We start from the raw sequence: 20,573 nt of genomic DNA on the forward strand, positions 1-20,573 counted from the left end.
ACCTCATTATAGGTATTCTAATTATTTTTGAGGATATGAAAATGAAAAAATCAACTTTAGCAATTATTTTAGGTGGGGCATTATTAACTGGAACTGCGGTGGCACATCAAGCAGGTGATGTGATATTCCGTGCCGGTGCGGTACATGTTAAGGCAAATTCAAGTTCAGATGCAAAATCAAAAGCAGCGACAGGTATTGATGTAGATTTAGAAGTGAAAAACAATACTCAGTTAGGCTTAACTGCAACTTATATGTTAGCCGATAATGTGGGTATTGAGTTATTAGGTGCAACCCCTTTCTCTCATAAAATTAATGCCAAAGCCAAAGTTTTAGAATCAGGTGCAGAAGTAGATTTGGATAGAGTTGTTATCTTAAAACAATTACCGCCGAGCCTTTATGCCCAATACTATTTCTTTGAGCCAACTGCAAAAGTAAAACCTTATGTAGGTGCAGGTTTAAATTACACTCGCTTCTACCACGCTAAATCAGTTAGCCCTGCTGTTACTGACTTAAGTGTAAAAAAACATTCTTTCGGACCGGTAGCAAACCTGGGTGTTGATGTAAAATTAACCGATAACATCTACTTCAACGCGGCAGCTTGGTACACACGCATTAAAACAACCGCAAAATTTAAAGCAGCAGGTGCAGATCACGAAGTAAAAGTAAAACTTGATCCGGTTGTCTTATTTGCCGGTTTCGGGGTGAAGTTCTAATTATTTGTTGGGAACGAGTTGGGCTAATCTTAGTGATTAGCCCTTTTTTGTTAAAGTTGTTTGAATATAGCCCTTTCCACTTTTAATTAAATAATTGAAGAGATAATAAAATCTCACTATGCAAATATTTATTGGTGTAATTGGTAAATCTTGCTTGAAATTTTATAGATTAATCTCTATCTTATACACAACTGTTCGCCTTAACTTGCCAGTTAGGGCGTTTCTTTTTTTAATTTAATATTTAAGGATAAACTTATGAGCAATGTCATTCATACAACAGATGCTACATTTGAACAAGATGTTTTAAAATCAGATGTACCGGTATTATTAGACTTCTGGGCGCCTTGGTGTGGTCCTTGCCGTATGATCGGCCCCGTACTTGACGATTTATCTGTTGATGTACAATTTGATGGTAAAGTAAAAATTGTCAAAATGAACGTAGATGAAAATCCATCTGTACCAGCACAATTTGGCGTACGCAGCATTCCATTTTTACTATTATTCAAAAATGGTGAAGTGATTGCCCAGCAAGTTGGTGCAATTCCGCACGCACAAATGGCTGAATTTATCAAACAAGCATTATAATTTTAAGAGCAATACTAGGGCGAATTTATCGCCCTATTTTTTTGCAAATAAATAGTGAAAAAAGACCGCTTGTTTCAGATAAACCTAGTCAAAAGCTTACTAAATAGGTACAATCACTAACTTGCATTCTAAGCTTTAAAGTGCGATTCGATTTTATTTTGGAGATATTTATGTCGTGGAATGAATCAGGCAATCAGCAAGATCCTTGGGGTAAACCGGGGCAGAAAAAAGCTGAGCCAAAGCCTGAGCAACAAGAACAGGGTTCACAACAAGAGCCGGCCAATAATCAACAGAATGAACAACAGCCCCCTGATTTAGAAGAAGTATTTAGCAGTTTATTAAAAAAAATGGGTGGTGGAAAAGGGTCTAATAATAGTTCAAATCAACCTACTGCAAGTTTCGGTAAATTCCTACCTGTTGTTTTAGGTCTTGCTGCAATCGTTTGGGCTGGTTCCGGTTTTTATACTGTACAAGAGGCTGAGCGTGGAGTAGTTACTCGTTTAGGGAAACTCGATAGTATCGTAATGCCTGGGTTGAACTGGAAGCCGACTTTTATTGATTCTGTCACCAGAGTAAATGTGGAACGTGTGTCAGAGCTTAATACAAGCGGTTCAATGCTGACACAAGATGAAAATATGGTGCAGGTGGAAATGACGGTTCAATATCGTGTGGAAGATCCGGCTAAATATTTGTTTAGTGTAAGCAATCCTGATGACAGCTTAAAACAAGCTACAGATAGTGCATTGCGTTATGTGATTGGTCATATGACGATGGACGAAATTTTAACCACAGGGCGTGCAACCGTGCGTGAAAGAACGTGGTCGACATTGCGTGATATTATCAAAACCTATGATATGGGTTTATTGGTAACAGACGTAAACTTCCAATATGCACGACCGCCTGAAGAGGTGAAAGCTGCCTTTGATGATGCGATCAAAGCACAAGAAGATGAGCAACGCTTAATTCGTGAAGCAGAAGCTTATGCAAGAGGTGAAGAGCCGATTGCGCGTGGTCAGGCACAGCGTACAATTGAACAGGCTCAAGCCTATAAAGAAGCCGTTGTGTTGAATGCAAAAGGGGAAGTTGAACGTTTGAGTCAATTATTACCTGAATATAAAGCCTCTCCAGAGTTGACTCGTGAGCGTTTATATATCCAGACAATGGAAAAAGTGATGAAAAACACGCCTAAAGTGGTGATGGATTCAAACGGTAATAATTTGAATGTATTGCCTTTCGATAAGCTAATGAATTCTTCATCGGCAGTAAAAGCGGAGCAGCCTGCAGCGGCACAAGTAGTTACGCCACAAATTGTTCAGCCACAATTACAGCCAAGAACACAAATTCAGCCACAACAAGCAGAACAACAAGAACCAACTCGTAAGGGGAGATTTTAATCATGCGTAGATTATTAGTACCTATACTTGCCGTAGTTGCTTTTGTTGTGTTACAAGCAATCACCATTGTAAATGAAGGCGAACGTGGCATTATGTTACGTTTTAACAAAGTTCATCGTGATAGCGATCAAAAAGTGGTGGTATATGAACCGGGGATTCACTTTAAAGTACCATTTATCGACAGCTTAAAGGTATTGGATGCTCGTATTCAAACTTTGGACGGACAAGAAGATCGTTTTGTAACAGTCGAGAAAAAAGATTTATTAGTGGACTCCTATGTAAAATGGCGAATCAGTGATTTTGGCCAATTTTATACCTCTACTGGTGGTGATTACCAAAAAGCGGCGGATTTATTACGCCGTAAGGTAGGGGATCGTCTGCGTTCCGAGATTGGTTCTCGAACCATTAAAGATATTGTATCCGGTTCTCGTGGTGAGTTAATGGCAGGAGCCCAAAAAGCGCTGAATGCCGGTGAAGATGGAGCAGAGCGTTTAGGAATTGAAGTGGTTGATGTGCGAGTGAAGCAAATCAACTTACCAAATGAAGTTTCTTCTTCAATTTACCAACGTATGCGTGCCGAGCGTGATGCGGTTGCTCGTGAACACCGCTCACAAGGTAATGAGAAAGCAGAGGTAATTCGTGCCGAAGTGGATAAAAAAGTGGTGCTGATTTTGGCAAATGCGAACAAAACTGCCCAAGCCTTGCGAGGTGAAGGTGACGCTCAAGCTACAAAACTCTATTCAGAGAAATTTGGTAACGAGCCGGAATTTTACAGTTTTATTCGTAGTTTAAAAGCCTATGAAGATAGCTTTGCCGAAGGTCAAAATAATATGATGTTATTAAAGCCAAACAGCGAATTCTTACGCTTTATGCAAGCACCGACAAAATAATTGTATCTATAAAACCCGATCTTGTATCGGGTTTTTAATTTTCATCCCTATTCTGATCATAACAAGCGGTAAATTTTGGCTGATTTTTTGCAAAAAATTTGAAAAAATTGACCGCTTGCGATATGAAGTTATAATGGGTTTCGTTATTCATCCTAATTAAAAGAGGCATTTCTATGGGTAAAAGTGTTGCTATTCTTGGCGCTCAGTGGGGCGATGAGGGAAAAGGCAAAATTGTTGATTTATTAACAGATCGTGTGAAATATGTAGTACGTTATCAAGGTGGACATAATGCAGGGCATACCTTAATCATTAATGGTGAAAAAACCGTTCTGCGTTTAATTCCATCGGGTATTTTGCGTGATAACGTGACTTGTTTAATCGGTAATGGTGTAGTGCTTTCTCCAGAGGCATTAATGAAAGAGATGGGGGAGCTAGAAGAACGAGGCATTAATGTGCGTGAGCGTTTAAAAATTTCTGAAGCTTGCCCGTTAATTCTGCCTTATCACGTTGCGATGGATCACGCTCGAGAAGCGGCTCTTGGTAAAAACAAAATTGGTACAACAGGACGTGGTATTGGCCCAGCTTATGAAGATAAAGTCGCTCGCCGTGGTTTACGTGTCAGCGATTTATTCGACAAAGAACATTTTGCCGCAAAATTAAAAGATATTTTAGATTACTACAACTTCCAATTAGTCAATTATTACAAAGTTGAAGCGGTAGATTATCAAAAAACCTTAGATGATGTGTTTGCGATTGCGGATGTGATTACCGGAATGGTTGCCGATGTGACAACTTTGCTTCACGAAGCACGTGAAAACGGCGACAATATTTTATTTGAAGGGGCTCAAGGCACGATGTTAGATATCGACCACGGTACTTACCCGTTCGTAACCAGCTCGAATACGACAGCAGGCGGTGTGGCAACCGGATCAGGCTACGGTCCTCGTCATTTAGATTATGTATTAGGGATTATCAAAGCCTACTGTACCCGTGTAGGTAGTGGACCGTTCACCACCGAACTATTTGACGATGTAGGTGCTGAAATTGCTCGCAAAGGTAATGAGTTCGGAGCGGTAACCGGTCGCCCTCGCCGTTGTGGCTGGTTTGATGCCGTAGCCGTTCGCCGAGCAGTGCAAATCAACTCCATTTCAGGCTTCTGTATGACTAAACTCGATGTTTTAGACGGATTCAAAGAGCTAAAAATCTGCGTTGCCTACAAAATGCCAAACGGAAAAATTGTTGAATACGCCCCTCTTGCGGCAAAAGACTGGGAAGATGTTGAACCAATTTATGAAACAATGCCGGGTTGGTCTGAAAATACTTTCCGTGTGACAAAACGTGAAGATTTACCACAAGCCGCATTAGATTACATTAAACGTATCGAAGAGCTGGTCGGTGTGCCGGTAGATATTCTTTCTACAGGCCCGGATCGTGTCGAAACGATGATTTTGCGTGATCCTTTTGCAGCTTAATAAAAGATAAAATAAAGCCATTTAGTGAGATAGAGCTAGATGGCTTTTTTGTTTGAACCAGTAAACTTTACTTTGGCACAATTTTGTCACAATACAGAAAATAGTTCTTTAGCATGAGTTTTTAAGGCTGTGTAAGTATTTGAATTCAAAAGAATTTAATGGCACGCCCTAAAGGATTCGAACCTTTGACCCACGCCTTAGAAGGGCGTTGCTCTATCCAGCTGAGCTAAGGGCGCAGATGAAGATAATATAAAAAGAAGTGGTCGGCGAGATAGGATTTGAACCTACGACCCACTGGTCCCAAACCAGTTGCGCTACCAAGCTGCGCTACTCGCCGACATAAGATGTTGTTGATTATAGATTTCTTTGCACAACAGTCAATCTTTTTTTGTGAATGTCGGCTTAAATGATTGAAGTTTATCCGTTATTCAAAATTAGCTTATCAAAAAGGCTATTTTTTGAGAAAATGACGAATGTTTTGCCAAGTGATATTTCGGGAGGTAGTAATGACTGCACAAATTATTTCTGGGAGTGAGGTTTCTTCACAAATTAAAAAAAAGGTGAGTGAGAAAATTGCTCATTATAGTAAGCAGGGTAAACGTAACCCCGGTCTTGCAGTAATTTTAGTGGGGAGTGATCCTGCCTCTCAAGTGTATGTGGGGAGTAAGCGTAAAAGTTGTGCTGAAATTGGGATTGAGTCGAAATCTTATGATTTACCTGAAGAAACTACAGAGGCTGAATTATTAGCACTGATTGAAAAGTTGAATCAAGATGATTCGGTCGATGGGATTTTAGTCCAATTACCGTTACCTAAACAGATCGATTCGACTAAAGTGATTGAAGCCATCTTACCACATAAAGATGTTGATGGATTCCATCCTTATAATGTTGGGCGTTTATCTCAGCGTATTCCCACTTTACGCCCTTGCACGCCATACGGTGTGATGAAGTTGCTTGAAACAACAGGGGTAGATTTATATGGTCAACACGCAGTGATTGTAGGTGCGTCTAATATTGTTGGTCGCCCGATGGCGTTAGAATTGTTGCTTGGTGGTTGTACAGTCACAGTTACTCATCGCTTTACCAAAGATTTAGAGCATCATGTTCGCCAAGCAGATATTTTAGTTGTGGCAGTCGGCAAGCCTGAATTTATTCCCGGGGAGTGGGTTAAAGACGGTGCTATCGTGATTGATGTAGGGATTAACCGTGGAGCAGACGGCAAACTAAAAGGTGATGTAGAGTATTCAGTTGCCTCACAAAAAGCGGCATTTATCACCCCTGTTCCCGGTGGAGTAGGCCCGATGACGGTGGCAATGTTAATGCAAAATACCTTGCAGGCGTATGAAAACCATTTACAAGCGGTCTAATTTGACAGGTATTTTGCAAATCCTCGGCATTAGTCGAGGATTTCTTTTTCTGGGCTTTTTCAGCAGAAAAGGCTAAAATACTTGCCATTTTTGTCACACGATCCTTATTAAATATGAAATTTATTATCAAACTTTTCCCTGAAATTATGATTAAAAGCGATTCTGTTCGGAAACGCTTTATCAAAATTTTAACCTCAAATATTCGCAACGTATTATTAAAAGAGACCGAAAATGTGTCTGTGGTTCGCCATTGGGACTTTATTGAAGTTCGGGCGAAAGTAGAGGAAGAAACGGCATTAGTGCTTGATTTGCTTAAACGCACGCCGGGTATTCACCATATTTTAGAAGTGGAAGAAACTCCTTTTACGGATATGCACGATATTTTTGAGCAGACTTATGCTGCGGTTAAAGACGATCTTGAAGGTAAAACGTTTAGCGTGCGTGTTCGCCGTAAAGGAAAGCACGATTTCCGTTCGCTTGATGTAGAACGTTATGTCGGTGGTGGGTTGAATCAGCGGATTGAAACAGCGAAAGTGAAATTAACCAACCCTGATGTGACGGTCAGAATTGATATTGAACACGATAAAATGTTGCTGATTAAAGCTCGCCACGAAGGGTTAGGTGGGTATCCAATCGGCACACAAGAAGATGTGTTGTCATTGATTTCGGGTGGTTTTGATTCGGGTGTATCGAGCTATATGTTAATCCGTCGTGGTTCTCGTGTGCATTACTGTTTCTTCAATTTAGGCGGAGCTGCACACGAAATTGGCGTGAAACAGATGGCATATCATATTTGGAGCCGTTATAGTACCTCACATAAAGTCCGTTTTGTCGCCATTAATTTTGAAAATGTAGTGGGTGAGATTTTAGAAAAAGTCGATAACGGACAAATGGGCGTGGTATTAAAACGTATGATGGTACGGGCGGCAAGCCGTATTGCCGAGCGTTTTGATATTCAAGCGATTGTGACCGGTGAGGCGTTAGGACAGGTCTCGAGTCAAACACTGACTAATTTACGTTTAATTGATAAGGCATCAGATACGCTGGTATTACGTCCGCTCATCACTCACGATAAAGAGCAGATTATTGCAATGGCAAAAGCGATTGGCACTGACGATATTGCTAAATCAATGCCGGAGTTCTGTGGAGTAATTTCTAAAAATCCAACGGTTAAAGCGATCGAAGCAAAAATCTTGGAAGAAGAAGGCAACTTTAATTTTGAGGTACTGGAACAAGCAGTTCAAACAGCAAGTTATTTAGATATTCGTGAGATCGCTCAACAAACAGAAAAAGAGGTTGTTTCGGTTGAAACTACAACAGAATTGAGTGAAAACGATGTTGTGCTGGATATTCGTAGCCCAGAAGAGGTTGATGAAAAACCATTCCATTTAGACGGGGTGGAAGTGAAAGAACTCCCGTTTTATAAACTTTCCGGTCAGTTTAGCACGCTTGACCAAAGCAAAACCTACTTGCTCTATTGCCAACGTGGGGTAATGAGTAAATTGCAGGCTCTTTATTTGAAAGAGAATGGTTACAGCAATGTAAAAGTGTTTCGAGTGAAATAATGGCTTTGATTGCACCTTAATGATTGATTAAGGTGCAATTTGTTACCAAATGAGGCTTGCTAAAAAGAGTAGGATAACAGGAAATTCAAGCATGCCAACTTGTTTAACATTCCAGCCAAAGCTTGGCACAATAATGGCTCGAACAGTTGCAATTAAATAAGCAAAAAAGACCGCTTGTAGAGAGCAGAGAATGTAAAGCATTGCCAAAACTAAGTGTATTGCAATACTGATTTCCATATAAATTGGGTTTCTTCGCTCTCGCACTATACTTTTTATATAGAACGTCGTGGCAATAAAAAATAGGGTAGGGTGGAGCAGAATCTCAAACTGATATTGTTTTGTCACCAGATAATAAGCTGCCATTCCCATTATGCCAAAGGTTAGAATGCCGGCAATATCATTCCATAAATTGCGTTCATCCTTTTGTTTGGCGTAGTGAACTTGCACTAACCCAAGCGGTAGAATTATCGGTAAAAATTGCAAAATCGAAGGCTGAGCGTAGATCACCGGTAAGGCAAACAGCAGGCTTAAGCTAAAGTAGATTTTCGCCCATTTTTTATTGCGTTCAGTTGGCTTTTTACTAAAAAGCGAGAGAAAAGGGTAGGAAAAGAAGTAGAGAAATAGCCACGACAGCCCAAAGAAAATATGCAAAGCGGTAAAACCACTTTCAATAACGGCGTAGAGAAACGGCAACATTGCCATTGCTAATGCACCGTGTTGGTTGGATATAACGGGTTTTTCTTTGAACATTCAATTTCCCTCTTGATCTGGCAAATAAAAAAGCGACTAAACAGTCGCCTTTAAATTGTAAGAAAAGTTAGAATAATTTTCTAGAGGCTTCAAATAATTCTTCTTTGAACGGACGTCGCATATTATTGATCGCATCAATAATATCGTGGTGAACCAACTGCTCGTTTTGAATACCGACACAGTGACCGCCAAAGCCTTGCAGTAATAATTCCACCGCATAGACGCCCATACGGGAGGCCAAAATACGGTCGAAGGCACAAGGCGAACCACCACGTTGAATATGACCTAATACGGTTGCACGGGTTTCATTGCCGAAACGTGCTTCAATTTCTTTCGCTAATGCGTGAACATCGGTCATCAATTCTGTAATTGCAATAATTGAATGGCGTTTACCTTTGTGGAAACCTTCTTCAATGCTTCGCATTAATGCATCTTTATCTAAGCCTTTTTCCGGTACGATCACATATTCGCAACCACCAGCGAGGGCAGCACTTAGGGTTAAATCACCACAGTGGCGACCCATAATTTCCACAATCGAAATACGTTGGTGTGAACTTGAAGTATCACGCAGGCGGTCAATCGCATCTAATGCGGTTTCAAGAGCGGTTTGATAGCCGATGGTGTAGTCTGTTCCCACAATATCATTGTCAATCGTACCCGGAATACCGATACAAGGGTAGCCAAATTCTTCGGTTAATAATTTAGCCCCCATATAAGAACCATCGCCACCAATAACCACTAATGCATCAATGCTGTATTTTTTTAAGGTTTCAACACAATGTTTGCGAACTTCTGGTCTTTTAAAATCAGGGAAGCGGGCAGAACCTAAGAATGTACCGCCTCGGTTGATGGTTTCAGACACGGAACGGCGGTCAAGTGGGATCACTTTATCGTGGTAAAGCCCATAGTAGCCGTCTTGAATACCACAAACCTCTAAACCTTCATTAAGTGCGGTACGAACCACACCACGGATTGCCGCGTTCATTCCTGGTGCATCACCACCACTGGTTAATACTGCAATTTTTTTGATTTTTTTACTCATTTAAAAACACCTTGTTGATAAATTAAAGTTAAATTGGAAACTGGTGCAAGGTTACAATATTCAGCCTTTTCGTTCTACTAAAAAATACGTATTTTTTTGATTTAGCTTAGCTTTCTTGCAAAATTTCAAGGGTAAAATCTAGAGCGTTGAAAAAATGCTCAACATCTTGTTGATTATTGTAATGGGCAAGTGAAAGTCGGACTGTTCCGACCTCTTCTAAATGGCGTAAATAAGGCTTGGCACAATGCTCCCCTTGGCGGATCGCAATTTTACTTTGGGTTAAGAAAGCGGCAATATCGGCAGGGTGCTGATTTTTCACCACAAAGCTAATAGTCGGTGCATTTTGTTGCCCGATAATTTGCAAATTTTGATAAGAATTTAACCGCTTGCGGGTGTATTCAGCCAAGTCATAAAGCTGACGATTAAGATCTACAAAATCCCATTTTTCGAGCCAAGCTAGCACTTGCCCAAAGCCGATAATGCCGGCGATATTCGGCGTGCCGGCTTCCAAGCGATAAGGTAACTCTGCCACAGTTAATTCACTTTCCGTAATGTTTTTCAGCATTTTACCGCCAAATACAAGCGGTCGAATTTGCTCCAAACTTTGCAATTTGCCGGTTAGCACACCGACACCGTTTGGTCCATACATTTTATGGGCTGAGAAAGCGTAGAAATCTGCATCTAATTTCTGAACGTCCACTTGCTCTGAGCAAACTGCTTGAGCAATATCTAACACAATTTTAGCAGAGCAAGATTGGCGGATAAGCGGGATTATTTGTTCCGCTGGCTGACGAACTCCTGTTACGTTAGAAACTAAATTAAATGCAACAATTTTGGTTTTTTCTGATAACGCATTTTTAAGGGTTTCCAGCTCAATTTCATACTTATCATTAAGTGGCAACACCACGAGTTTCGCTCCTGTACGCTGTGCCAACTGCTGCCAAGGAATAAAATTAGCGTGATGTTCCGCTACTGAAATCACAATTTCATCACCTTCTGCAATTTGATGCTCCAAGCCATAAGCCACGGTGTTAATGCTTTGGGTTGTGCCGCTGGTCCAAATTACCGCCTCACGAGTTTCCACATTAAAGCGTTTCATGACCAAATCACGAGCTAATTCATATTGCTCGGTTTGTGGTAAATCATACTGACTGCGATGCACCGAACCTGCAGAGGCGTAAAAATAGCTTGTTGCTTGAATCAGCACATCAGGTTTCAGCGTGGTAGCGGCTGAATCTAAATAGGTCCAGCCGTCAGATTTTTCAAAAAAAGGGAAATGGGTGCGAAATTGTTGGTTGAGCATATAATTTGCCTTAAATGAGAATGAGTGTTATTTTATAAGTGCGTTTTTCTGAGTTGAGGTATTGTAGATGAAAAATAACTTACTCAATTATTTAAAAATCATATTATTCACTTACCTGTTCTCTCGAGTTTTGAACTATATCATAGCACAATTTAACTTTCCTGACGTCCCTAGTCATTTAGCTATGGTTGGCTTTTTTATGGTTTTTGTATTGGCGGCTTTATTGATTATTGTTCGCTCTTTTCTGAGCTATTGGAAGAATGAGAGAAGAAAAGGAGGCTAGAAATGAAGATTAAAAGAATGGTGATTGTATTTTTCTGGATTATTTTAATCCCTACTACTCTTTTAATATTGAGCTACTATCCTAGTATAGGAAGGATAGAAAAATGGGCTATTGCCTTCGTAATTGGATTGGTTTATGCATTTATTTTTCGTAAAACGTTAAAAATGAAATTCTTTTGAATATGTATTAATTTCTCTGGTGGAGGTGTTATGTTATCATTAAATTTTAAATATACTTTATTGTTATCAATTTTATTATCTGCTTGTACTCATTCTACAGGGGGAAATGAAAAAGATAGTCAATGTTTCTCTTCTGCGTATGTGAACCGGCATATAAAAGATTCGGTTCACCGGAAAATAATGTATGACAGATGTTTAAGAGAAAATAAGACTTATCTGATAAATAACAGTTATTGAGTTTTAGTATGGAGTTTCTATGGGGATTGTTACTGTAATTTATATTGCATTTATTTATTTATTTATTTATTTATTTTTTTATTTACAGATTTATTTACCCGTTGTTAACATTTGAGTGTAGTGTAATTTTTTATGATATAGTGTTTTTCTGTTTTTTATTTGCTTTTTATATTCTTAAGAAGAAATATTGGTAATATATTCAGGGTAATGTTAATCAAGTTTTTTAACCTGTGTATGCTGTTAATTTTATATGTTTATAAAAATTTTAAATTCCATCCTTTTATTAAAATTTTAAATTTATTGCCCTGAATGACAGGTAAATTAATTCCTATTTTTCTGTTCTTGCCGATAAAGTTTATTGCACGGAATGCCGTCGTTGTTGCCGTCTAGCTCTTTCCAACCGCATTGTTGAAAGTAACGTTTTGCCTGTGCGTAATTGCCGATTTGGTTGCAGCTTAATTTAATTTGGCAATCAATCGTTGGTGGCTGGTTTGCAATATTTTCTGGTTTTTTGACCGCTTGTGGTAAGGTTGAGGCGTGTGTTTTTCGCCATTGGCTCGGGTTAATCGGGAATTTGTCCTGCCATAAGCCGATTTTAGCTTGCTGTGCTTGATCTTGTGCTTCGATATATTCCCGCTTTGTGGTGTAAGCCCACGCCATACCGTTTTCCACTAAGGCTAAGTTGATGTTTTTACCATTCAAATAGAGGGTGGCAAGTAGTCGCTGGTAACGATCATAGCCTGAAACTATGGCAGTAATGTTTTGTTGAAACACGAATTGAGCCAGAGCTTGTTTGGCTTTGTTGCCGTAAGGCTGCGCTTGTTCGGGGGCATCAATATGTTGTAGCCTTATTTTTAGTGGTGTTTTATTGACCAAACAAGTGAGGGTGTCGCCATCGCTAATGCCAACGACTTTGCATTGTAACTGGCGTTCGGCGGCATATACCGATGAGAAAAATAAGCCAAAAATTAAGGTATAAAGGTATTTCATTTATCAAAAAAGAGAGGGCTAATTAGCCCTCATTCTATCATTTTTTATTCGGTTTCGCCTGTTTTAAGGCGGGCGAAGAAATCTTTTGTTTCCCTAATAATCACTTTGCGTAAGGCAATCAATGCGATTAAATTCGGGAATGCCATTAAGCCGTTTACGATGTCTGCCAATGTCCAAATCGTATCGAGCTGTAAGAATGGAGCAGAGGCGATGAGTGCAATAAACAGCAAACGGTATAATTTAATGTATTGAGTGCGACCTCGAGTGAGATAGACAAAACAGCGTTCGCCGTAGTAGCACCAGCCTAAAATGGTGGTAAAGGCAAAGAAGACTAAGCCAACTGTCACAATTATCGCACCGAATGAGCTGTTTAAACCTTGAGTAAAGGCGGTAGTGGTGAGTTCTGCTCCTTTGACATCACCTGCCCAAGCCCCTGAAATTACAATCACTAAGCCGGTCATAGTGCAAACGATGATGGTATCTAAGAACGTACCGGTCATTGAAATTAAGCCTTGGCGTACCGGCTCTTTGGTTTGAGCGGCGGCAGCGGCGATGGGGGCAGAGCCTAATCCTGATTCATTTGAGAAAATGCCACGTGCAACCCCTAATTGAATCGCTTGCATGACGGTGAAACCAACCGCCCCGCCTAATGCCGCTTGTGGGTTAAAAGCTGCGTGTACAATGGTAACAATTGCTTGTGGGACTTTTTCCATATTCAGCAGAATGACGGATAAAGCTGCGATGACATACCCAATAGCCATAAATGGTACAACAACGGTTGCAATTTTAGAAATTCGTCTGACTCCTCCTAAAATAATTGCAGTGACAACGAGGGTTAAAATAATCGCACTGAAGATAATCGGTACATCAAAGGTGCTTTCTAGGGCGTGGGTAATGCCATTCACTTGGGGGAATGTGCCGATGCCAAGCAATGCAACCAATACGCCAAAAAACGCAAAGGCTTTAGCGAGCCAACGCCATTTTTTGCCCATTCCCAGTTCGATATAGTACATCGGACCGCCAGCCACAAATCCGGCTCTATCTTTAGTACGATATTTAATTGCCAATAAGCCTTCGGCATATTTTGTTGCCATACCAAATAGGGCAATGAGCCACATCCAAAATAATGATCCCGGTCCGCCCGAATGAATGGCGGTTGCCACGCCGACAATATTCCCCGTGCCGATAGTAGCTGCTAGGGCAGTGGAAAGGGCGGCAAAAGCCGAAATATCGCCCGATTGCCCTTTGCCTTTTTCCGGCTTGAACATATAGCGAAAGGCTCGTCCGAGTTGGCTTAATTGAATACCTTTGAGTGAAAAGGTTAAATATAACCCTACGCCTGAAATTAAAAGCAGGAGTGGGGGACCCCAAACAAAATTGTTGATTTGATTAAGAATAGTGTCGATAGACATTTGATGTTCCTCGTAAAAACTGCTTACAAGGAAAGAAAAGGAATGCAAGAGACAAGCGGTTAAAAAACGGAAATTTTTTGCAAAGAATTAGCAAAAAATCACCGCTTGTATCGTATAACTTTTCTCCCCTGTCCTTTTGCCTGAGCGTTTCACGCATTGTTGCATTTTCGCCTTCGGCGGCGGATTTTTATCCGCTCTCTCCAAGGGTTCGTCCAGTAACAGTCCCCGCAGTGTTCACTGCACCTGAAAGAGTTTACCTCGTCGGTGAAATGTTAATTCATTTCTCTCCAGCTACCTTCATCCGAACAATCTAATTTATTTTATAATGTAAAATAAAAAAGAGTTGCCAAATTCTAGCAACTCTTTTGCTTCCGTCAAGTGAATTTAACGATATTTTTGTTCTTTCGGTACTTCTTCTAAATCGCTAAATAATACGGCATATTTTTGGGTGGCTTTATTGGATTCTAATGCTACTTTACACGCCATCGTAAGTGGAACAGAAAGTAACATTCCTACGGTGCCAAGTAACCACCCCCAAAATAGAAGTGAGAGGAACACTACAAGGGTAGAAAGCCCAAGTTTCTTGCCCATTAATTTAGGCTCAAGTGCATTACCTACGACCATATTAATCACGACAATGCCGATTAAAGTGCCTAATCCTATAGAAAAGCCATTTAGTACCAAGGCTTGAATCACAATTGGAATTCCCGCCAAAATAGAGCCGATATTCGGGACGTAGTTAAGCAGGAAGGTTAGAATTGCCCATAAAATCGCATATTCTACGCCTAGGATTTCAAGCAAAGTCCAGACTAATCCACCGGTGAGTAGGCTCACAAAGGTTTTTACCCCAAGGTAACCAATCACCCCTTCAAGTACTTGGTTGATATACTCTTTTTCGTTGCTTAAATCATCATCTGGGCTAAGTGCGAGGGCTAATTTATATTTGGCAACCGGCATTTCCAATAGCATAAAAATGACGACTAAGAAAATCACAAAAATATTCGATAATGCACCGGATAGCCCCATTAGCAGTTTGCTGACCAAATTCATTATTGAGCTTGGGTCAAATTTGCTCATAATCTCTTCTTGTGAGAGGGTAAGTGGAATATGCCATCTATGAGCGAGTTCTAGAATCACCTGGATTCTAGACGAAAGTTGGATTTTGTATTGCGGAATAGCATTAGTAAATTCTTGCAAGGTACTATTGATAATGCCGGCCAAGAAGGTAAAACCCAAAATAAAGACAATCAGTAAGATGGTAATAGCTAACCATAATGGCACTTTACGCTTAGTCATAAATTTGATCATTGGTGAACAAATAATGGCAATAAATAGCGAAAGTAAAAATGGCACAACAATTTCATTGGATAATTTAATCCCTGCCAGAATAATGATAATGGAGGCTATCGCTACGAGAGTTTTGGTGGAATGTGTCATAATTTTTCCTTTTACAAGCGGTTAAAAATCGGCAATTTTTACAAATTAGTGATTCTCAAACCAACTTTCTAAAATTAAACAAGCGGAAATGGAATCCACTTTATCCTTTTTTAATGCTTTGTAACCACCACGAGAAAAAATTTCCGCTTTTGCTTCAACAGTAGTGAGGCGTTCATCTTGTAGCTCAACCGGCAGATTAAAACGTCCGTTTAAGCGATTGGCAAATTTTCTGGCACGCTGAGTTAAAGGCTGCTCTGTGCCGTCCATATTCAAGGGTAGCCCAACAACCAGCATATCTGGTTTCCAATCTTGCAAGAGTTTTCCGATCTCTTCCCAGTTTGGAATACCGTCTTGGGCTTTAAATGTAGTTAAACCTTGAGCTGTGCCGGTAATACTTTGTCCAACTGCACAGCCGATGCTATTTGTGCCAAAATCAAAGGCAATCACGGTTTTTGTTGTGGTTTCTGTCATTAAGCTCTCCCAGCTCTTGACGGTATGCTTGAAAGCCCCATCATTTCATAGGCTTCTGCCCAACGCTCTAAATAACCGGTTTCAAACAGCGTTTTTTCATTCGCATCAGACACAATCCAATAATTTTGAGCAATTTCTTGCTCAAGCTGGCTGCCACGCCAAGTGGAACAACCTAAACACACAATAAATTTTTCAGGTGAAGCCAGTGTGCCAAAGGAGTCTAACACATCACCGGAGGTTGTGAGCGTAATTTTATCGGTGATCGGATAAGTGTGAATAAAATCATTGGCGGTTTTGGTGTGAATAATAAAGCCACGATCTTGATTTACCGGCCCACCGCTTAACACCATTTGGTCTTTTTTGTAATCACGCTGGTTCGCCATTTGGAAATCCATTCGGGTAATCAGCTCTAGAACCGACAGATCGGTAGGAGTGTTAATTACTACTCCCATTGCACCTTGCGGATTATGTTCGCAAATATAGACCACCGTACGCTCGAAATAGTCATCGTCCATTTCCGGCGTAGCAATTAAAAATTTACCTTGTAAATTCTCTAACATTAAATATCTCCAAAACAAACTTGTAACGCAGTAATTGCCGCAAGTGAGGCGGTTTCTGTGCGTAACACTCGTTTACCCAGCAATACTTCAGTAAAACCTTCGCTCTCGGTCATGGCGATTTCTTCGGCAGATAATCCGCCCTCAGAGCCAATCAGTAAACGAACCCCGGCTTTCGGCACATTCGGTAGCTCACGAATGGTATATTTGGCTCTTGGGTGCAAATTCAGTTTCAACATATCGTCTTGCTCTTTGCACCAGTCGGTGAGTTTCATAATCGGGCGAATTTCAGGGATTTCATTTCGTCCGCATTGTTCACAGGCGGCAATCGCAATTTTCTGCCATTGCTGTAATTTTTTATCTTGTCGTTCATCATTGAGTTTTACACCACAACGTTCCGACCAAAGTGGAGTAATGGTTTTTACCCCCAGCTCCACCGATTTTTGAATGGTAAATTCCATTCGATCACCTCGGGAAATCACTTGCCCTAAATGGATCGGCAGGTTGGATTCTCGGTCATCTAATTCACTTGAATCAATTTTTGCAATAATTTGCTTTTTTTCGACTGCTTGTAACGTAGCGTGGAAAACGTGGTTTGAGCCATCAAATAAAATGATTTGCTCACCTTGTTTCATTCGTAACACTCGCCCAACGTGGTTAGCGGCATCTTCACTTAACACGCAACTTTGAAGACCAGCTAATGGCTGTGGGTGGTAAATTCTTGGGATTCTCATAATTATCTAGTTATAAATGAAAGGCAGACGATTGTCTGCCATAGGTAAGTTAAAACAGGTTAAGGATAAAGTCTTGAACAATGCAAAATAGTAATAATTGAAATTTCATTCTCTTTAACTTCATACACTATCTATAGCCGTTATGATATAGTTCTCTCGTATTAATAATTGCACCTTTTACGCCCATTGTAGGAAAAATGACTAAATTATTAATACTATTTTCCAATTCTTCTAGTATCCTAATTCCGCTACTTGCATAACCGGTAAATTCACTAACAGAGATTGCAATATTCTCTAAATCTATTAAGGCTTCTTCAGTATAATAAATATTATGCAACTTTTTTGGCATTTTCAGCACCTCTAAAAGCGGCAGCAATAACTCTTTTTCTGACCTCTTTGGGTGAATAAATCCGACCGTTTTTAATATCTTCCTGTCCTTGCTTTACTTTTTTAGCAAGATAATCAAGATATTCTTGGCTAACATTATGATAAGGATTATTCATATTTTTCCTCCTTGCGATGAGTTTCTATTGTGGGGGCTACTGATCGTTTAATCAAGTTAATTTATCTTATTTTTCGAGCCACATCACAAAACGAGAAAACAACAAGCGGTCATTTTTCCACGTTTTTTGCAAAAAATCGAAGAAAGATGACCGCTTGCCAGAAAAAATTAATTATTTGAACTGGTGAATTGCATTGGCGATTTCATTATCGTTGTAAATAGCTTTCACCACATCAGAATAGGCTTGGTCTAACACTTTCTTGATTTCATCATTGCTGGCACCAAATGCACCTTCGTAACCACGGGTAGCGTTGAAGTTTTTGCTAAAGTTACCTTTAGAACCTTGAACCGCCACTTCTACACTCACTTGAGCATCAGCTTTGTAGCGTAAATTTCCTTGTTCTACTGTGGCAAAGAATTTACGAATATTCACTACCACATTTGCATTCGCTGCACCCTGTACAATTTGGAAACCTTTTGCATTCAGGTCTTGTTGAACGGCTTGTTGGAACATTGCTGCAACTTCAGGCACTGCGGTTAAACGAATCACTTCTCCGTTTTTAGTGTAGCTTGCGATTTCACGCGAGGTGCGTAAATCTTGTGTCATTACATTCACCGCAGCCGTTTGATTGTTTGTGTTAAATACGGCAGTTGGTGTTGGAGTAGCAAATGTTAATGTGTTGGATTGGCTTTGGCAGCCGGCTAGTAATGCGGCAGCAAAAGTAGTGGCTAACACTAACGTTTTTTTAGAGCGTTTCATAGTAAATCCTTCTATATTGAATAAATTTCGAGAAAATTTCTGCTTAGTATAGTATTATTTCGTTTTGATTTTCAATGAACGAGAGCAAAAAATGTCGGTAGAACAGACAATTATTCAAAAAATTAAGACAGAATTTCAGCCGATTTTCTTTAATGTAGAAAACGAAAGTTATATGCACAGCTCAGGTAGAGGAGCAGAATCGCATTTTAAATTAACTTTGGTGTCAGATAAATTTGAAGGGCAGAGAACAGTTGCACGTCATCGTGCTGTCTATGCTTGCTTAGCTGAGGAATTAGCTAATGGCGTTCACGCACTTGCTTTGCACCTATATACCCAAGGTGAATGGGAAGCGACTGGCGGACTTGTACCTAAATCGCCAAATTGCTTAGGTGTTGGGCAATAAGTGGATAAAAATGATTTATTTTATTTTGTGAAGAAAATACTTGAAAGAGCCGTGTAAAATTGCTATATTTACGCCATCTTTTTGTTGATTCGGTGAGATGTCCGAGTGGTTGAAGGAGCACGCCTGGAAAGCGTGTATATGGGAAACTGTATCGGGGGTTCGAATCCCCCTCTCACCGCCATTCATACTGAAAGATTCCTTACTGTTTTCATAGATATTTCCTTGGTTAAGTTAAAGTAGATAATACTTTTTCATTTTTAGGTTATCCCCGAGCAAACATTGCTTGGGGATTTTTTTATGCGATCGGCGATAGATTACAAAGAAAAAGGATTCCGAAGAATCCTTTTTATCTGCTTTTAACGTACTTTACCTAGTTTATAGTTATTGCTGTTTTTTACCGTGTTGCCATTTGGGTCGCAAAGTTCAACGTGTTGTTCAGACACTTGGAAGGCAAGATTGCCTGATGCTTTTTCCAGACGAATCACATTTGGCTTATTGGGTTCCCAACTGTATGTGCCTTTGTCTCGGTAAGTGTATTCTTTTTTATCTTTAAAATATACCGTATCATATTGGTAGGTTTTATCTGCATTTAAGGTTAGCTGGGCTTGGATTTTCTCACAGTCAGCACACGGTAATTCACCTGCATAAGTACCGCTAACGCTTTTTTGTGGTAGCAATGAGCAAGCCCCTAGCATTGCGGTGGTAAAACCAATGAGTGCGATTTTTTTCATACTATTTTCCTCTTCAAAATTAAATTATGTAACACTCGGATTTACTCTAAATTCAAGTTGGGTTATTTCAGGTAAATCGGTTTGTATCTGTTTTAGTAACATATTTTGTTGCAAGATTAAACCTTGCCGTACGGTTGCATTCTTAACGCTCACAATAAGCTGATTATCAACTAAATTCACTACTCGGTAAAGCCCACGATAAGATTCTGGCCATCTTTTCTGAATTTTTTGGTTTAAATCGTTAATGAAGTTTGCTTTTTCGACAATACGGCTTAAGCTTGAGTTCTGTAAAATGTCATTAATCTTTTTAGGTGCTGAATTTTTCATCTGTTTCTTTACATTTCGTCTTATTTTAGGCTTGATTTTACGATACTTGACCCAATAATTTACTCATTCGGCTTGAATTTAGCGTATAATTAGCCCAATTTTTTCGTTTATCTTAATTTAATGAGCTTATTTTTAAAACACTTTCATCGAACGCCTTTTTGGTCGCAACTCTTTTTGGGAATGGTTGCGATACTTGCTTTACCTGAAATTCAGGTTGCGTACGCCAATGAAAGTGAACAGGAAACCGTTCTTAATCAATCTTTTCTTCAATATGCTCAATCGGCTAATGATATTGAGCAACAATCGCTTTTTATTGCAGAGTTAATCCATAAAATTGTGGAAATTAAACCACAAGCGGTGCATTTTTGCGAATTTTTTGCAAACTCCTACCGCTTGGATAGACAAAATGCTTACCCAATTCGAGCCGGGCCACAAACCTAAATATAATTTAATTTTACCATTAATTGAT

Annotated in this window: 23 protein-coding genes, 3 tRNA genes and 1 riboswitch; of the genes, 10 read left to right on the forward strand and 16 right to left on the reverse strand. The window is 39.9% G+C overall.

The window, feature by feature from the left end:
• Positions 1-41: 41 nt before the first annotated feature.
• The 5 genes from EL242_RS05470 to purA all read left to right on the forward strand — a co-directional run bounded on the left by EL242_RS05470 (position 42) and on the right by purA (position 5,054).
• Positions 42-713 (forward strand): OmpW/AlkL family protein, encoded by a 672-nt coding sequence (locus EL242_RS05470; protein WP_126301821.1) that lies wholly within the window; start codon positions 42-44, stop codon positions 711-713.
• Between the two features lie 255 nt (positions 714-968).
• Complete coding sequence (gene trxA, locus EL242_RS05475) at positions 969-1,298, forward strand: thioredoxin (protein ID WP_126301822.1); 330 nt, start codon at positions 969-971, stop codon at positions 1,296-1,298.
• Positions 1,299-1,468: 170 nt separating this feature from the next.
• A complete protein-coding gene (hflK, locus tag EL242_RS05480) occupies positions 1,469-2,692 on the forward strand; it encodes an FtsH protease activity modulator HflK (RefSeq protein WP_126301823.1) in 1,224 nt (407 codons plus the stop codon).
• A 2-nt stretch (positions 2,693-2,694) separates the two neighbouring features.
• On the forward strand, positions 2,695-3,582 hold the full coding sequence (gene hflC, locus EL242_RS05485; protein ID WP_126301824.1) for a protease modulator HflC: 888 nt from the start codon (positions 2,695-2,697) through the stop codon (positions 3,580-3,582).
• A gap of 173 nt (positions 3,583-3,755) precedes the next feature.
• Positions 3,756-5,054, forward strand: a complete 1,299-nt coding sequence (gene purA / locus EL242_RS05490; protein WP_126301825.1) for an adenylosuccinate synthase — start codon at positions 3,756-3,758, stop codon at positions 5,052-5,054.
• Positions 5,055-5,213: 159 nt separating this feature from the next.
• On the opposite strand, the gene EL242_RS05495 is transcribed toward purA, so the two are convergent.
• Both EL242_RS05495 and EL242_RS05500 read right to left on the reverse strand, forming a co-directional pair.
• A tRNA-Arg gene (locus tag EL242_RS05495) sits at positions 5,214-5,290 on the reverse strand.
• Between the two features lie 24 nt (positions 5,291-5,314).
• Positions 5,315-5,391, reverse strand: a tRNA-Pro gene (locus EL242_RS05500).
• A gap of 169 nt (positions 5,392-5,560) precedes the next feature.
• Here EL242_RS05500 and folD point away from each other — a divergent pair.
• Together folD and thiI are read left to right on the forward strand one after the other, a co-directional pair.
• Positions 5,561-6,421, forward strand: a complete 861-nt coding sequence (gene folD / locus EL242_RS05505) for a bifunctional methylenetetrahydrofolate dehydrogenase/methenyltetrahydrofolate cyclohydrolase FolD (RefSeq protein WP_126301826.1) — start codon at positions 5,561-5,563, stop codon at positions 6,419-6,421.
• Positions 6,422-6,534: 113 nt separating this feature from the next.
• Positions 6,535-7,986 (forward strand): tRNA uracil 4-sulfurtransferase ThiI, encoded by a 1,452-nt coding sequence (gene thiI / locus EL242_RS05510; RefSeq protein WP_126301827.1) that lies wholly within the window; start codon positions 6,535-6,537, stop codon positions 7,984-7,986.
• A gap of 42 nt (positions 7,987-8,028) precedes the next feature.
• Here thiI and EL242_RS05515 read toward each other — a convergent pair whose 3' ends face one another.
• From EL242_RS05515 to EL242_RS05565, 12 genes are all read right to left on the reverse strand, one after another.
• Positions 8,029-8,736, reverse strand: coding sequence for a YwiC-like family protein (locus tag EL242_RS05515; RefSeq protein WP_126301828.1), 708 nt, complete (start codon positions 8,734-8,736; stop codon positions 8,029-8,031).
• Positions 8,737-8,803: 67 nt separating this feature from the next.
• Positions 8,804-9,778, reverse strand: coding sequence for a 6-phosphofructokinase (gene pfkA, locus EL242_RS05520; protein WP_006251855.1), 975 nt, complete (start codon positions 9,776-9,778; stop codon positions 8,804-8,806).
• Between the two features lie 106 nt (positions 9,779-9,884).
• A complete protein-coding gene (locus EL242_RS05525; RefSeq protein WP_126301829.1) occupies positions 9,885-11,081 on the reverse strand; it encodes an aminotransferase class V-fold PLP-dependent enzyme in 1,197 nt (398 codons plus the stop codon).
• A gap of 1,020 nt (positions 11,082-12,101) precedes the next feature.
• Positions 12,102-12,770, reverse strand: a complete 669-nt coding sequence (locus EL242_RS05530; RefSeq protein ID WP_126301830.1) for a thermonuclease family protein — start codon at positions 12,768-12,770, stop codon at positions 12,102-12,104.
• A 44-nt stretch (positions 12,771-12,814) separates the two neighbouring features.
• Positions 12,815-14,182, reverse strand: a complete 1,368-nt coding sequence (locus EL242_RS05535) for an alanine/glycine:cation symporter family protein (protein ID WP_126301831.1) — start codon at positions 14,180-14,182, stop codon at positions 12,815-12,817.
• Positions 14,183-14,300: 118 nt separating this feature from the next.
• A riboswitch (glycine riboswitch) is annotated at positions 14,301-14,396 on the reverse strand.
• A gap of 170 nt (positions 14,397-14,566) precedes the next feature.
• Positions 14,567-15,619, reverse strand: a complete 1,053-nt coding sequence (locus tag EL242_RS05540) for an AI-2E family transporter (protein WP_126301832.1) — start codon at positions 15,617-15,619, stop codon at positions 14,567-14,569.
• A 45-nt stretch (positions 15,620-15,664) separates the two neighbouring features.
• On the reverse strand, positions 15,665-16,090 hold the full coding sequence (gene ruvX, locus EL242_RS05545) for a Holliday junction resolvase RuvX (protein WP_006247899.1): 426 nt from the start codon (positions 16,088-16,090) through the stop codon (positions 15,665-15,667).
• Positions 16,090-16,650, reverse strand: a complete 561-nt coding sequence (locus tag EL242_RS05550) for a YqgE/AlgH family protein (RefSeq protein WP_006247900.1) — start codon at positions 16,648-16,650, stop codon at positions 16,090-16,092. Before EL242_RS05550 ends, ruvX begins: the two co-directional genes overlap by 1 nt.
• On the reverse strand, positions 16,650-17,381 hold the full coding sequence (rsmE, locus tag EL242_RS05555) for a 16S rRNA (uracil(1498)-N(3))-methyltransferase (RefSeq protein WP_020824157.1): 732 nt from the start codon (positions 17,379-17,381) through the stop codon (positions 16,650-16,652). Before rsmE ends, EL242_RS05550 begins: the two co-directional genes overlap by 1 nt.
• A gap of 127 nt (positions 17,382-17,508) precedes the next feature.
• Complete coding sequence (locus EL242_RS05560; protein WP_232019700.1) at positions 17,509-17,730, reverse strand: type II toxin-antitoxin system RelE/ParE family toxin; 222 nt, start codon at positions 17,728-17,730, stop codon at positions 17,509-17,511.
• A complete protein-coding gene (locus tag EL242_RS11440) occupies positions 17,711-17,884 on the reverse strand; it encodes a hypothetical protein (RefSeq protein WP_172595349.1) in 174 nt (57 codons plus the stop codon). The genes EL242_RS05560 and EL242_RS11440 overlap by 20 nt, the downstream gene beginning before the upstream one ends.
• A 171-nt stretch (positions 17,885-18,055) precedes the next feature.
• Positions 18,056-18,643: a YajG family lipoprotein gene (locus tag EL242_RS05565; RefSeq protein ID WP_126301833.1), complete on the reverse strand. Its 588-nt coding sequence runs from the start codon at positions 18,641-18,643 to the stop codon at positions 18,056-18,058.
• 91 nt (positions 18,644-18,734) lie between these two features.
• Here EL242_RS05565 and EL242_RS05570 point away from each other — a divergent pair, with 91 nt between their 5' ends.
• Entirely contained in the window at positions 18,735-19,046 is a 312-nt protein-coding gene (locus tag EL242_RS05570) for a BolA family protein (protein ID WP_020824156.1), read from the forward strand.
• 91 nt (positions 19,047-19,137) lie between these two features.
• Positions 19,138-19,227: transfer RNA gene (locus tag EL242_RS05575), tRNA-Ser, on the forward strand.
• A gap of 175 nt (positions 19,228-19,402) precedes the next feature.
• Here EL242_RS05575 and EL242_RS05580 read toward each other — a convergent pair.
• A complete protein-coding gene (locus tag EL242_RS05580) occupies positions 19,403-19,777 on the reverse strand; it encodes a copper resistance protein NlpE (protein WP_006249302.1) in 375 nt (124 codons plus the stop codon).
• Positions 19,778-19,801: 24 nt separating this feature from the next.
• Positions 19,802-20,104 (reverse strand): DciA family protein, encoded by a 303-nt coding sequence (locus tag EL242_RS05585; protein WP_006249303.1) that lies wholly within the window; start codon positions 20,102-20,104, stop codon positions 19,802-19,804.
• Positions 20,105-20,224: 120 nt separating this feature from the next.
• Here EL242_RS05585 and secM point away from each other — a divergent pair, with 120 nt between their 5' ends.
• Positions 20,225-20,545 (forward strand): secA translation cis-regulator SecM, encoded by a 321-nt coding sequence (gene secM / locus EL242_RS05590; protein WP_006249304.1) that lies wholly within the window; start codon positions 20,225-20,227, stop codon positions 20,543-20,545.
• Positions 20,546-20,573: the final 28 nt, after the last annotated feature.

It is taken from the genome of Mannheimia haemolytica, assembly GCA_900638155.1.
GTDB lineage: Bacteria > Pseudomonadota > Gammaproteobacteria > Enterobacterales > Pasteurellaceae > Mannheimia > Mannheimia glucosida.

Excerpts from the sequence above, each read along its gene's own strand:
- EL242_RS11440 (WP_172595349.1), bottom strand. The coding sequence starts at position 17,884 with ATGAATAATCCTTATCATAATGTTAGCCAAGAATATCTTGATTATCTT.
- ruvX (WP_006247899.1), bottom strand. The coding sequence starts at position 16,090 with ATGACAGAAACCACAACAAAAACCGTGATTGCCTTTGATTTTGGCACA.
- EL242_RS05470 (WP_126301821.1), top strand. The coding sequence starts at position 42 with ATGAAAAAATCAACTTTAGCAATTATTTTAGGTGGGGCATTATTAACT.
- EL242_RS05585 (WP_006249303.1), bottom strand. The coding sequence starts at position 20,104 with ATGAAAAATTCAGCACCTAAAAAGATTAATGACATTTTACAGAACTCA.
- rsmE (WP_020824157.1), bottom strand. The coding sequence starts at position 17,381 with ATGAGAATCCCAAGAATTTACCACCCACAGCCATTAGCTGGTCTTCAA.
- EL242_RS05535 (WP_126301831.1), bottom strand. The coding sequence starts at position 14,182 with ATGTCTATCGACACTATTCTTAATCAAATCAACAATTTTGTTTGGGGT.
- EL242_RS05550 (WP_006247900.1), bottom strand. The coding sequence starts at position 16,650 with ATGTTAGAGAATTTACAAGGTAAATTTTTAATTGCTACGCCGGAAATG.
- EL242_RS05565 (WP_126301833.1), bottom strand. The coding sequence starts at position 18,643 with ATGAAACGCTCTAAAAAAACGTTAGTGTTAGCCACTACTTTTGCTGCC.
- folD (WP_126301826.1), top strand. The coding sequence starts at position 5,561 with ATGACTGCACAAATTATTTCTGGGAGTGAGGTTTCTTCACAAATTAAA.
- hflC (WP_126301824.1), top strand. The coding sequence starts at position 2,695 with ATGCGTAGATTATTAGTACCTATACTTGCCGTAGTTGCTTTTGTTGTG.
- thiI (WP_126301827.1), top strand. The coding sequence starts at position 6,535 with ATGAAATTTATTATCAAACTTTTCCCTGAAATTATGATTAAAAGCGAT.
- pfkA (WP_006251855.1), bottom strand. The coding sequence starts at position 9,778 with ATGAGTAAAAAAATCAAAAAAATTGCAGTATTAACCAGTGGTGGTGAT.
- EL242_RS05560 (WP_232019700.1), bottom strand. The coding sequence starts at position 17,730 with ATGCCAAAAAAGTTGCATAATATTTATTATACTGAAGAAGCCTTAATA.
- EL242_RS05530 (WP_126301830.1), bottom strand. The coding sequence starts at position 12,770 with ATGAAATACCTTTATACCTTAATTTTTGGCTTATTTTTCTCATCGGTA.
- trxA (WP_126301822.1), top strand. The coding sequence starts at position 969 with ATGAGCAATGTCATTCATACAACAGATGCTACATTTGAACAAGATGTT.
- secM (WP_006249304.1), top strand. The coding sequence starts at position 20,225 with ATGAGCTTATTTTTAAAACACTTTCATCGAACGCCTTTTTGGTCGCAA.
- EL242_RS05515 (WP_126301828.1), bottom strand. The coding sequence starts at position 8,736 with ATGTTCAAAGAAAAACCCGTTATATCCAACCAACACGGTGCATTAGCA.
- EL242_RS05525 (WP_126301829.1), bottom strand. The coding sequence starts at position 11,081 with ATGCTCAACCAACAATTTCGCACCCATTTCCCTTTTTTTGAAAAATCT.
- hflK (WP_126301823.1), top strand. The coding sequence starts at position 1,469 with ATGTCGTGGAATGAATCAGGCAATCAGCAAGATCCTTGGGGTAAACCG.
- purA (WP_126301825.1), top strand. The coding sequence starts at position 3,756 with ATGGGTAAAAGTGTTGCTATTCTTGGCGCTCAGTGGGGCGATGAGGGA.
- EL242_RS05580 (WP_006249302.1), bottom strand. The coding sequence starts at position 19,777 with ATGAAAAAAATCGCACTCATTGGTTTTACCACCGCAATGCTAGGGGCT.
- EL242_RS05570 (WP_020824156.1), top strand. The coding sequence starts at position 18,735 with ATGTCGGTAGAACAGACAATTATTCAAAAAATTAAGACAGAATTTCAG.
- EL242_RS05540 (WP_126301832.1), bottom strand. The coding sequence starts at position 15,619 with ATGACACATTCCACCAAAACTCTCGTAGCGATAGCCTCCATTATCATT.